Below are 11,382 nucleotides of genomic sequence, written 5' to 3' on the forward strand. Positions count from 1 at the left end.
GTCTCAGCAGTCTCAGCAGTCTCAGCAGTCTCAGCAGTCTCAGCAGTCTCAGCAGTCTCAGCAGTCTCAGCAGTCTCAGCAGTCTCAGCAGTCTCAGCAGTCTCAGCAGGGAGAGGACACACAATTGCAAGAACAGGGTCAAGTAAAACCTGGCATAAAAATGAGCGAAACTGACGAATCGGGCAACAAATCTGACCCAGAAAATACATTAGGCATGGCAGAGCCTAGCTCATCCGAACTGGATAGCGAATTTAAAAAACTCGAACAAGTAGAACTCGCACGCGACCCAAGTCAGTTGCTGAAAGCACAATTTCTATTACAAGCAAAGCATAAAAATCCACCACAAGAGCCAACAAAACAATGGTAACTATTACTCTTCGAACTCTCTCGGCATTTGGGCTAATTTTCTGCTGGTTATTTAGTATGCCTTCATACGCTGCAAATCTTATTGCCACAGTCTCTACCAACCAAGTGACTAAAGCCGAAGTATTTCAACTACGTATCATTTTTGATGACAAAGTCGACTCAGACAGTCTTGATCTTAGTGTTTTAGAAACATCGTTTTTTTTGGGGCAACCTAGTTTTGGCACTTCTTTAAATTATGTCAACGGAAAGCGCAGCAGTAGCAGTGAATGGACTATTGCTTTAAAAGCAAAGTCGCTCGGTACCACTACTATCCCCTCTTTTAACGTGGAAGGAGCTTCATCCAACCCAATTTCTATCCATGTTAGCCAAGATACTGATTTACCAAACCAAGATGAGCTTGCTGAAATACAAAGCCAACTTGGCAAAGACACATTATACCCAAACGAAAGTACCCAACTAAAGACTCGTTTGGTGATTAAAGCAAACGCTAGACGCTTGCAAAACGTGCAAATATTCCCGCCGAAAAGCGCGAGTTTCACTGTTGAAGAATTGGGACAAGCGAATCAATACCAAAGTGTTATTAACGGTATCGAAGCAACCATAGTCGACCAGACATTCACGATTACAGCAAAGCAAGCAGGTATACACACGTTAAGTAGCCTGGGTTTCGATGCCACTTTCGTTTTTGGTAACAATCGAACAGGCACCACTAAACTTTTACCGGTTCAAATAAACCCCGAACAATTTGAAATTACCGTCAATGAACAGCCCCAAGGTTCCGGAGGACAGTGGTTACCGACACAAAATTTGGTATTAACTCAGCAGTGGATTGATGCGCAAGACAACAATATTGTTGAAAACGACCAACAAATTATCGTCGCTGTTGGTGACTCGATAACAAGAGAATTAACTCTGATTGTCCAAGGTTTGAAGCCTGAGCATTTTCCCACGCTGGCATCAAACTACCCAGAATCAGTCCGACAATACGCAGAAAAGCCTCAATTCACTTCGCTCAAAGATGGCAGCACACAAATGACGATAAAACAGGTGCTTATCGCGCAGCATGCTGGAGAAGTCGTCTTGCCATCGATTGATGTCGAGTGGTTCGATACCCAATCAACAAGCTTTAGAAATAGCCAAGCTCAAGGAATAAAGCTAAAGATTGAACGTTCAAATGAAGTATTAAATGCGCCTTTATCCGTACCAGAGAACCCAATTGCTATAGATACAAATGATGTCTCCAACCATTGGCTTTATTTGACAGTGCTGTTTGCGACACTATGGCTAATAACTCTCGGTTGGCACATTAAAACTAGGAATACGACCTTCAAAGGCGGTAGTAATCAGGGCAAGATAGATGGCGAAGTTAAGCAGATACTCGAGGCATTATCAGCTAGCGACAACGCGAAAACACAGCATTTGACTGGTCAGTGGCTTGCTAAAAACCGAAACAAAAACGAGCAACTCGCTCAAGAGATTGAAAGTGAGCTTAAGCTAATGGCTTCAGCCCAATACAGCAACTTGAATGTTGATTGGAATAGCAAAAAACTTATTCATTACATAAAAAAGCTCAATAACTTTCGCTCATCTAATGAAAGCAGCGCAAAACTGTCCAAACTTTAAGCATATAACATGTTATATCAGGAATACTTTTTGCTTATTAATTTAGAATAAGCGAAGCTTTGTCGCTTATGTCATTATTCTCCTATAATTAAGAGAAGTATAATTCGCGGTAATTCAAAAAGGAGTGCCATGTCTGCAATTAAAATAGAGCAATTAGACAATTATTATCGAATTCTCTACTTTGATGGGGAAAAGATAGCGGAACTCAAAGTCTCAGCTGAAAATAGGAAGGAAGCCATAGATATTTTAAAGCAGTACGGATATTCCGCTAGCGATGTTTATTCAATATGCCCATAGAAAGGTTACCTATCGGTTGCCTTTCTATTCCATAATTTCGGTTTATTCACTAAACCCTGATATACAATTTCTACCACTAGCTTTTGCCGTATAAAGTGCTTTATCTGCCTGATTATAAAGGACATCAAAGTTGAAATCATCACGCAGCATAGTAGTAACAGTGTAACCAACAGAAACCGTTAGCACCCCTCTTGTCTCATTATCCGCATGTGGGATAGCTTCTTCCACAATACTTGAACGGATCAGTTCTGCAAGATTCTTCACTTTGTTCTCATCTTGATTTACAACTAATAGCGCGAATTCTTCTCCTCCAATACGACAGAAGTTTTCATTCGACTGCGCCGCAAGTTGCTGCAAAACTCCACCTATCCTCATTAGTGCTATATCGCCTTGCATGTGTCCATAAAAGTTGTTGTAAAGCCCAAAATGATCAATATCAACCAATATCAGCGCAAAGGTTTCTTCTTTACCACTAGGATCTGCACAAATACCCTCCAGTACAGACTCCAGCATTCTGCGATTACCCAACCGTGTTAACGGATCCATTTTTGCCATGATCTCAAGCTGTTCGTTCGCTTGCTGTAGCTCCTTCGTTCTGGCTTTTACTTCAATTTCTAGTGTTTCGTTAAGAACATGTACTGCTTCTTGCGCCCTTGTTCTCAACAGCACTTCCGTTAAGTTTGAGGCAAACATGCGTATAACTTCGCGCAGTTGGTGCGTTAATGGCGAACGACGAATCAAGTTATCGGCTGCGATCATGGCTATAGATTCACCACTACTGCTGGTTAACATTGTCATCGCTGTCCAGCCAAATCCAACAATATGAAAGTCATGATAAATGGGTACAGACTCTACAAAAACCACTTCATTCGGATTGCGACGAGCATTATCGACAATTGTGAGATCAACCAGTTCAGAGCGGTAGTATGATTCGTCTACCACATTACCATGGATATCCGTCCCCCAAGTACCTTGCATATAGGAACATTTTTCGTCAGTCAGAAATACCGCTAAACGATCTATCCCCAATCGATTAATTCCGAATGTAACTGCCGATTTACATACATCACGTACCGTCATGCATCGTGATAGCTCAACCATGCTCGCATGTAACATGCGAACATTTTGTTCTTGACGTTTACGAATATAAATCTGGGAAAGCAACGAACCAAATGACTCCAGCATTTGTTTTTGAAATGAAGTGATCGCCGCGCGATTGATATAGTTGTCTAACGCAACCCAACCGATAGTATCTTCGCCATCTCGCAGAATAAGCATCCCGTTCCAGCCTTGTCCTATTACGGTGCCATCGTTATACAAAGGGGCATCTTCTAGCACAACTAAGCACTCTGTACCTTCAAACAATGCATTGATATAGGCTTCTTCCAGCTGGTTGAGATCGTATTGAGTATGATGTATATCCGTTGTTTTACCTTCTTCATCCGTGCCATATGTGCCACTAAAACAACGTTTTTTAATATCCAGCAGCATTAGGGCTGTTCGGTCAAAGCCTAAATGTCCACGAATGGCCTCAACTGCAAAGCGATGTAGCTCATCTAAGGTTTCGGGGTTGGAAATATCAACAGCAATTTTTTGTACTAACTTCATATCCTCGATGAATTCGTCTCGTTGATGAATCACATCAAGGTATTTGGCTTCTTTCATATCACGTTGTCGATACTCTCGGCTTGCTTCCAATTCAGCTCGGATACATTGCCATCTTGAGGAAATAATTTGGAGAAGATCTAGCGAATTCCCTTCCGTCGCCTTTGTTATCATTTCGGAATTTGCACGTTCAATAATTAAGTAGGTTGGCGATTTAGAGTAGTTGTCGATGACAAAGACGTAGGTATTTAGACCGCTATTTTCAGACGGTTCTCGTTGGCAAGCCGCGATTGAAATTGGGATCATTCCATCAGAAGTATCAAACTGTGCAGCCCATGACCAAAAAGTTTCAGGGTAACTTGCTGGCTCCATCGGTTCTCGTTGGCGATAAACGATCTTATTCGTGGCTAAATTATCTTGTTCAGATACGATGCAAATAGCCTTCGCTTCGATAATTTCATCAAGATAAGCAAACAGCGAGTTCGCTAAAAACTTGTGGTTTCTTGCTGACATGATGTCTTTTAGCAATGAGCGCGCAAACATAACAACCTTTATCTTTTATTGAAAATGGAAATTTCGCGATACAAAATTACCACCTCAACATAGGCAATCATATGAGATTTAAGACGTGCTGTTAACTCACTCGCAGTTCAATAGTATGAGCTTTTCCATTCATGATTCTAGTTGCAATTTTTTGATCTTATTTCCATTTTTGTTACTTAATTTCGCGTATTGAAATAAAAAAAACAGCGATCACTCATTCAAAAGTTTAACTTCGTACACCTTTGACTAAAATTAACTACTACTCACAGCCGCATTCAAAGGTTATGATTAACGAAGTTAGAACCTATACTAGCGCCGAAAACACTAATTCAGCGAAAATTACATGCTGGCTACGTTAAACATTTGATAACAGCTAAAAACCATAATGAAACTTTGGATATCAATCTTTCTTCTGATTTTGTCTGTGCCTGCAAAAGCACACATTGATAAAGTCACTGTCGACAAATCAAAGCGTCGTCTTTATTTAATCGACAACAATCAAGTCGTACGAGAGTTTCGTATCGCGTTGGGGAAGCAACCGATAGGACATAAAGTCTATGAGGGCGATCAACGAACTCCCGAAGGAATATACCGACTAGAATATGTTATGGAAGATTCCCAATTCTATCGTTCTATCCATATTAGCTATCCGAATACCGATGATATTGCTAACGCAAAGCGCCTTAATGTTCACCCTGGTGGTGATATAAAGATACATGGGCAGAAAAACGGTGAAATAAAATCCAGCAAATTTTTGCAAAGTTTTGATTGGACTGATGGCTGCATTGCGTTGACTAATGAGGAGATTGATGAGTTTCTTACTTTGGTTGAACAAGGGACTCCTATCGAAATCCTACCTTAATTTACAAAGCCGAGCAGAGCTCGGCTTTTCAAATTAGATGATCTCCCAACTATGGGTCATTTCTACGCCTTCACCCAACATTAAGCAAACTGAACAGTACTTTTCTAACGATGAAGCTGTCACTTCCTTAACCAAATCAGGGGCTAGGTTATCCCCTGACACTTCAAAATGAATATTGACTTGAGTAAAAATACGCGGCGGTGTATCTCGGCGCTCAGTGGTTAGTTTCGCAGTGCAACTGTGCACTTTTTGCTCAGCCTGTTTTAATCCATCAACCACGTCAACTGAACTGCAGCCACCAGCAGCCATCAATAACATTTCCATTGGGCTAGGAGCTGTTGCGCCACCATTCCCATCCATCACAATCGAATGTCCTGACTGTGATTGACCTAGAAACTTGAAATCCTCAATCCACTTCACTTCTGCTTGCATTCACTTTCTCTTCTTCAATATTGAGCGATTAATCTTGTGGGAAAACGACTCCCGTTTGACGGCGAATTTCCGTTTGTATTTTTGCCACCAGCAGCGAGCGCTTAGTCGCGCTAGGGTTTACTTTATTATTAGCAAGTTGCTCGGCAAAATCGAGCGCTTCATACAGCATTGGATTATGACTCTGATCCACTGTCAAATCTTCCCATCCTTGCCCACGCAATTTCTTGGTCACTTTCTGTCCGACAGAAATCATCTCAACTTGTAATATTCCATTCTCACCTTGAATTTCACTCGGAAGCGCCGAATCACTGGTTTTCGAATGCTGTAAAACAACCTCAAAACCTTGATAATTTAAAATCACACTTCCGCTGCCATCAACGCCAGACGCAAGCAGTTGTGCCTGCGCTTGTACTTTGTTGGGCTCACCAAACAACTCGATGGCGGAGGATAAGCAATAAAAACCGATGTCCATGATGGAACCATTCGCGAAAGCTGGATTAAACGTATTCGGATTTTCTCCAGCCAAATACTTAGGATAGCGAGAAGAATATTGGCAATAGCTAATAAATGCTTTGCTGATTGGACCTATGTCATCAAGCTGAGCTTTGAGGATTTTAAAGTTAGGTGTATGCATTGACATAAACGCTTCATACAGCAGCACACCATTTTCATCAGCAACGGCGAACATCTGCTTAGCTAATGCTTCATTGGCTGCAAGCGGTTTTTCACAGATGACATGCTTGCCTCCACGCATCATTTGCATTGCTTGAATAGCATGCAATGAATTAGGGCTAGCGATATAGACGACATCTATTTGATCGCTGTCTGCCAGCGCTTGTAAATCATCGAACAAAATCGGCTGAGGCGTTAATTGTGCGTATTTCTCTGCAAATTGCTTCGCACTCTCGATAGAGCGAGAGCAAACCGCTGAAAGTTGATAGCGACCGCTAATCAACGCAGCTTCGATGAACTGGTCAGTAATCCAGTTAGTACCTATAACGGCAAGTTTGATCATAATTCTTACACTGTAAAGATCACGCGAAGCGCGAGTAAAATAAGAATGATGCCAGAAAGTCGATCAATCAACTGTGCTTTGCTGCGAATTTTATTAATAAATCTTGGACTAGAGAGAAATAACGTAATCAGCGTGTACCACAGCCCATCAACCAAAAAAGGAGTTAGCACTATTATTGATTTACTCGTTACATCACTGCCTACCGCGATAAACTGGCTAAACAGCGCGATAAAGAACAATGCAATTTTAGGGCTAAGAATTGAGATGAAGAAGCCTTCTCTCGCCGATTGCAATAAGCTTGTCTGCTCACCCGATTCTAGTTTTGCCGCCACGCCGCCTTTTGATTGTAAAGCGTTGTAACCAAGATAGATCAAATAGAAAGCGCCCGCATAAGTGATGGTTTTGAAGAGCATCGGTGATTGTTGCAGAACTACAGCTAAGCCAATCAAGGTAATAAACGCATAAATTCCAATACCGAAAGCATGCGCCCAAGCAGTAACAAAGCCATTAGAGCGCCCACCAGCTAAACTGTGTTTTGCCACGACGGCTAAACTTGGCCCGGGAGACATAGCACCAAGCAAGCAAATCGTAAAAAGAGATAACCAAACTGTTGTTGTCATAATCGTAAATTGCGTTAGTTGAATTGTTGCTTGATAAAGTACCGCCAAATCGAAATGAATTGAAATCAAGATTTATCATTTGGGCTATGACTTTAAATCATACCAATCGATCGAGGTGATATTTGCATCACATTGAGCACGTTATCCCTCATCCACTCATGCCCCTTATCATGGTCAAACTTAGGATGCCACATCAACCAATACTGCTGGACCAAACATTCAAATGGCAATGGTTTATAAACTATTGCCGAGTCCCTAGCCAAATTCAAGGCAATATGCTCTGGTACAATCAACAACAGGTCGGTATTTTCGATGACTTTCACCGCAGTTGAAAAGAACGGTACCTTTACCGCAATACGACGTTGTAGTCCTTCCTCTTTAAGTGCCATATCAACATGGCTGTCTTTGTCACCTCCACCTGTTACTTTGAGGTGAGGAAAACTAACCACATCCTGACTGGACCAAGTTTTAATGTTACTGAGAGGGTGCTGGCTACGCATAACACAAACCGAGCCATCTTCACCCAGTTTGATGCTGGATAAGTTTGCAGGGGGCTCAGGCAGCATTGTAGAAGCTAGGTCAATACCGGACGATTGCAATTGATGGAGGTAGTCTTGCTGCCAAAGCCGGTAGCTAAAATCGACCAAAGGCGACTGCTGCCCCAGTACAGAGATCAATTGGGGAACGACAAATTGAGCGACATAGTCGCTAGAAGCAAACACGAACTCTTGCTTCCAAATCGCAGGGTCAAACGGTATGTCGTTGAACAGTGCGTCGGCTTGCGTCACGACCGAATTTACACGCTCTAACAAAGCCACGGCTCGCGGGGTCGCCACAAGCCGATTACCGCTTCTTACTAGAAGTGGATCATCACACAGCTCTCTTAACTGAGATAACTGCCGACTCACTGCCGATTGAGTAAGATTTAGTCGCACAGCGGCTCTGCTCACATGGCACTCTTCAAGCAATACTTGCAGTGAACGCAATAGGTTTAAATTAATATGACTAACCATGGGTTAAGGTATTAAAAAACTCTGTAAGAACAGTATGAGTAGTTAATTGGTACAGATCTGGAATATCGTGAAGCTCATTACGAATATTATTAAGTTGCTCCATGCTCGATGTCTCAACATACAGCATCATGTCGGTTTCACCGCTAATACCATGTCCCCATTTTACACCTTCAATATTGTATATTTGGGAAGCGTAAGCCTCACTGTGCTTTGTAGAGCTCGACGTATTAAACTTCAGAGCAAGATAAGCTTTAATAACAGCCGCGTCTGTTTGGGTTACTACATTGGCATGATACCCAAGAATAACGCCCTCTTTTTCTAAATTCTTTATCCGCGTTGTTACCGCTGAGCGCGATAAATTGACGCGCTTGGCTATCTCAGTTATCGACGCTCGAGCATCATATTTAAGCAACGACAGTATTTTGTCATCAAACTGGTCCATACGACTTAAATCACCCTTTCACTATTTGTTATATCTTTAAGATTAATCACACCCAACAAAACGTTTTAAGCCCCCGCAAAATGACGGTTTCTTACGTTAAAACAAGTCAAAGTGACGGTAATATTGCGCACTTTGCTAGGTGAACTAATTATTCAGTAGGCGTATTGTATAACTAACTGTGGTATTGCGCTAAAAGATATCAATTTTTGCATTAAAACCGTTATCCAGTCGGCAATTTGGTGGGTTTATTCGTCGATGTTTAGCGCAATTTCAAATATATGGAGTCGTTGGGTAATCATGTCGCAATTAAAAAAAGAAATTACGCTGTTTTCTGGGATAGGTCAGCTCACTATCACTTTGCTTGGTACTGGGTTATTTATGGTGCCCGCCATTGCCGCTGGTATTGCCGGTACTATGTCATTTTGGTCTTGGGTAGTACTGCTTATTGCTATCTGCCCTGTTGCTTTGACCTTTGCTGCTTTAGGTAAACGTTACCCAAGCGCAGGTGGTACAGCATTTTTTGTTCGACAAGCCTTTAACCAACGGTTTGAGAAAAGCATAGCATGGCTATTTTTGAGCGTTATTCCGGTTGGCGTACCCGCTGCGGTAACGCTTGCTGGTAGCTTCTTACAACCCATTTTACCAGATAACTTTAACCATATTCTCATTGCACAAATCATCACTGTCGCTCTATTGATGATAGTGAACCTTTCGGGAGCCAAAGTATCTGGTCAAATTCAAAGCATTATTGCTATCTGTGCATTCTCACTGGTCGCTGCATTTTGGTGGTTTGGTGACGTAACGTTCTCTGATGTACAAATGCCCTCTTTTGCAGATAATAACTGGGTGCTAATTGGCAGTGCTTTATCTGTTATGTTTTGGTGCTTTGTCGGAATAGAAGCCTTTGCTCATATGGGAGAAGAGTTTAAGTCACCGGAGCGGGATTTTCCGATCGCCATTGTTCTTGGATGTATCATTGCCGGTGTGACATATTGGGCATGCTCTGTTGTTGTTATCAAGTTTCACGCCTATGGAGACGCTCAATTCGATGCTGGCTCTATCCCTTTCCTTGCGGAACTATTGTTTGGTAAAGCCACGGTGCCGCTGATCAGTGCTATTGGCTTTGCAACTTGTTTTGCCAGTATTAATCTTTACACTCAGAGCCTTTCTCGAATGCTATGGGCACAAGCAAGAGACTACAAACCCACGAGTGCCCTTGCTCGTGTATCGCCAAAAGGTGTTCCATCTAATGCCACATTTGCTGTTGGGGCAGTATTACTAATATCCTGTTTTATCGGAGAAATAAGCCAGCTGAATCTAGAGTCATTCCTCAAATTAGCCAACGGTGTTTTCATCTTGATCTATTTCATGGCAATGCTCTCTGCCTGTAAATTGTTAACTGGTCCTGCTCGCATCCTCGCAGCTATTTCATTGTTTGTCTGCTTAGCCGTCATGGTGTGCTTGGGTTGGTCAATGCTATATGCGATTGTTCTGTTTACATTTTTAGTCTTCAAAACCAAATCAAAAACAGAACCAAGCATCGCTACGACCTAATCTCCTCTAGGCGCTGAACAAATTGCTTTGGCGTCAGTGCTCTCTGTTTCTTAAACATACGATTGAAGCTGGCAACGTTTTGATAACCAAGACGCTTTGCCACTTCTTCAATACCAACACCGCGACCAAGCAAACCCACCGCGATATTGCTTAATACATACCCCAACACATTGGTAAAATTCATGCCAACGGCATGCAAACGGCGCTGGAATTGCTGTGGCGATAAACCAACCAAACTCGAAACACGCTCCACGGTTGGGAATCCATAATGGCAGCTATAATTAATCACTTCATAAATTACTTTTATTTCATCACCAGCTTCTGGCATATTTAAAAATTCATCCAGTTCAGCAAAGCTCATCGCGAGAGGTGCTTTTCCCCTCATTAACTTTGATTGCGTCGTGAGTCTAAGGTCAGCTGGAAACCATACTTCTGTTTTTGAATGATTCCACTCTATTTCACAACCAAAATAGTCTTGATATTTTTTTTGGTTTGCTCTAGAACCTGGCAGCATTATTCGCATGGGAACAAAGTCATCACCGGTATAATATCGGATCACTTTGCACAGAAAAATCGCAGCTCGAACGCCATCATGTACCTTATTATTATAATCTATCGATGGATTTTGATAGGTCCATTTAATGATTGGACCACTTTGCGTAGCGACAAGATAGGCACCTGACTGTAAGCTCGTAATACCATAGTTAAGCCGACGAATCGCCGAAGCTAAATCAATACCTGAAAACAACCATCGAGCAACTGCGCCTAAATCTTTAGGGCTAATGTCACTGGCGACATCAAGAATAATGTCTGGGTTTCCACTTTTATGTTCCAAAGCTTGATACCAACGATTGACCTCTGATACAGGGATTAACGTCATCGGCTGTGCCAACACTGAGTCCGCTATGATCAAAGAGTTATCATCCAACCCATAACGTTGCATAACCCGAAAATGAATATTTCTCAGACCAAGAGCCCGAATAAATCGCACTTTTTCCATTACAATTTCA

11 protein-coding genes and 1 pseudogene are annotated in these 11,382 nt (G+C 42.0%); 5 read left to right on the plus strand and 7 right to left on the minus strand.

Annotated elements, in window-relative coordinates; translation table 11 throughout:
• The 3 genes and pseudogenes from L4C38_RS20045 to L4C38_RS20055 all read left to right on the plus strand — a co-directional run.
• Positions 1-367, plus strand: a pseudogene (locus tag L4C38_RS20045) (hypothetical protein); the annotation flags it as partial.
• Entirely contained in the window at positions 361-1,989 is a 1,629-nt protein-coding gene (locus tag L4C38_RS20050; RefSeq protein WP_428799315.1) for a BatD family protein, read from the plus strand. The pseudogene L4C38_RS20045 and the gene L4C38_RS20050, both read left to right, overlap by 7 nt.
• A gap of 129 nt (positions 1,990-2,118) precedes the next feature.
• Positions 2,119-2,286: a hypothetical protein gene (locus L4C38_RS20055; protein WP_428799316.1), complete on the plus strand. Its 168-nt coding sequence runs from the start codon at positions 2,119-2,121 to the stop codon at positions 2,284-2,286.
• Between the two features lie 42 nt (positions 2,287-2,328).
• Here the strand turns inward: L4C38_RS20055 and L4C38_RS20060 are convergent, their stop codons facing one another.
• Positions 2,329-4,434: a GGDEF domain-containing protein gene (locus L4C38_RS20060; RefSeq protein ID WP_428799317.1), complete on the minus strand. Its 2,106-nt coding sequence runs from the start codon at positions 4,432-4,434 to the stop codon at positions 2,329-2,331.
• Between the two features lie 385 nt (positions 4,435-4,819).
• On the opposite strand from L4C38_RS20060, the gene L4C38_RS20065 reads away from it, so the two are divergent.
• Entirely contained in the window at positions 4,820-5,296 is a 477-nt protein-coding gene (locus L4C38_RS20065) for a L,D-transpeptidase family protein (protein ID WP_428799318.1), read from the plus strand.
• 33 nt (positions 5,297-5,329) lie between these two features.
• Here the strand turns inward: L4C38_RS20065 and L4C38_RS20070 are convergent, their stop codons facing one another.
• The 5 genes from L4C38_RS20070 to L4C38_RS20090 all read right to left on the minus strand — a co-directional run bounded on the left by L4C38_RS20070 (position 5,330) and on the right by L4C38_RS20090 (position 8,818).
• Positions 5,330-5,728, minus strand: a complete 399-nt coding sequence (locus tag L4C38_RS20070) for an OsmC family protein (protein ID WP_428799319.1) — start codon at positions 5,726-5,728, stop codon at positions 5,330-5,332.
• 28 nt (positions 5,729-5,756) lie between these two features.
• Entirely contained in the window at positions 5,757-6,743 is a 987-nt protein-coding gene (locus L4C38_RS20075) for a Gfo/Idh/MocA family protein (RefSeq protein WP_428799320.1), read from the minus strand.
• A 5-nt stretch (positions 6,744-6,748) separates the two neighbouring features.
• Complete coding sequence (locus L4C38_RS20080) at positions 6,749-7,363, minus strand: LysE family translocator (RefSeq protein WP_428799352.1); 615 nt, start codon at positions 7,361-7,363, stop codon at positions 6,749-6,751.
• 92 nt (positions 7,364-7,455) lie between these two features.
• On the minus strand, positions 7,456-8,376 hold the full coding sequence (locus L4C38_RS20085) for a LysR family transcriptional regulator (protein ID WP_428799321.1): 921 nt from the start codon (positions 8,374-8,376) through the stop codon (positions 7,456-7,458).
• A complete protein-coding gene (locus L4C38_RS20090) occupies positions 8,369-8,818 on the minus strand; it encodes an Lrp/AsnC family transcriptional regulator (protein WP_428799322.1) in 450 nt (149 codons plus the stop codon). Before L4C38_RS20090 ends, L4C38_RS20085 begins: the two co-directional genes overlap by 8 nt.
• Positions 8,819-9,115: 297 nt before the next feature.
• Here L4C38_RS20090 and yjeH point away from each other — a divergent pair, with 297 nt between their 5' ends.
• Positions 9,116-10,372 carry an L-methionine/branched-chain amino acid transporter gene (yjeH, locus tag L4C38_RS20095; protein WP_428799323.1) on the plus strand — a complete coding sequence of 419 codons (1,257 nt, stop codon included), beginning with the start codon at positions 9,116-9,118 and terminating at the stop codon, positions 10,370-10,372.
• On the opposite strand, the gene L4C38_RS20100 is transcribed toward yjeH, so the two are convergent.
• Positions 10,362-11,372, minus strand: coding sequence for an AraC family transcriptional regulator (locus tag L4C38_RS20100; protein ID WP_428799324.1), 1,011 nt, complete (start codon positions 11,370-11,372; stop codon positions 10,362-10,364). The two genes, yjeH and L4C38_RS20100, sit on opposite strands and share 11 nt — an antisense overlap.
• Positions 11,373-11,382: the final 10 nt, after the last annotated feature.

The sequence above is a fragment of the Vibrio kasasachensis genome (assembly GCF_050337565.1).
Lineage (GTDB): Bacteria > Pseudomonadota > Gammaproteobacteria > Enterobacterales > Vibrionaceae > Vibrio > Vibrio kasasachensis.

Excerpts from the sequence above, each read along its gene's own strand:
- L4C38_RS20075 (WP_428799320.1), bottom strand. The coding sequence starts at position 6,743 with ATGATCAAACTTGCCGTTATAGGTACTAACTGGATTACTGACCAGTTC.
- L4C38_RS20070 (WP_428799319.1), bottom strand. The coding sequence starts at position 5,728 with ATGCAAGCAGAAGTGAAGTGGATTGAGGATTTCAAGTTTCTAGGTCAA.
- L4C38_RS20090 (WP_428799322.1), bottom strand. The coding sequence starts at position 8,818 with ATGGACCAGTTTGATGACAAAATACTGTCGTTGCTTAAATATGATGCT.
- L4C38_RS20085 (WP_428799321.1), bottom strand. The coding sequence starts at position 8,376 with ATGGTTAGTCATATTAATTTAAACCTATTGCGTTCACTGCAAGTATTG.
- L4C38_RS20080 (WP_428799352.1), bottom strand. The coding sequence starts at position 7,363 with ATGACAACAACAGTTTGGTTATCTCTTTTTACGATTTGCTTGCTTGGT.
- L4C38_RS20100 (WP_428799324.1), bottom strand. The coding sequence starts at position 11,372 with ATGGAAAAAGTGCGATTTATTCGGGCTCTTGGTCTGAGAAATATTCAT.
- L4C38_RS20065 (WP_428799318.1), top strand. The coding sequence starts at position 4,820 with ATGAAACTTTGGATATCAATCTTTCTTCTGATTTTGTCTGTGCCTGCA.
- yjeH (WP_428799323.1), top strand. The coding sequence starts at position 9,116 with ATGTCGCAATTAAAAAAAGAAATTACGCTGTTTTCTGGGATAGGTCAG.
- L4C38_RS20050 (WP_428799315.1), top strand. The coding sequence starts at position 361 with ATGGTAACTATTACTCTTCGAACTCTCTCGGCATTTGGGCTAATTTTC.
- L4C38_RS20060 (WP_428799317.1), bottom strand. The coding sequence starts at position 4,434 with ATGTTTGCGCGCTCATTGCTAAAAGACATCATGTCAGCAAGAAACCAC.
- L4C38_RS20055 (WP_428799316.1), top strand. The coding sequence starts at position 2,119 with ATGTCTGCAATTAAAATAGAGCAATTAGACAATTATTATCGAATTCTC.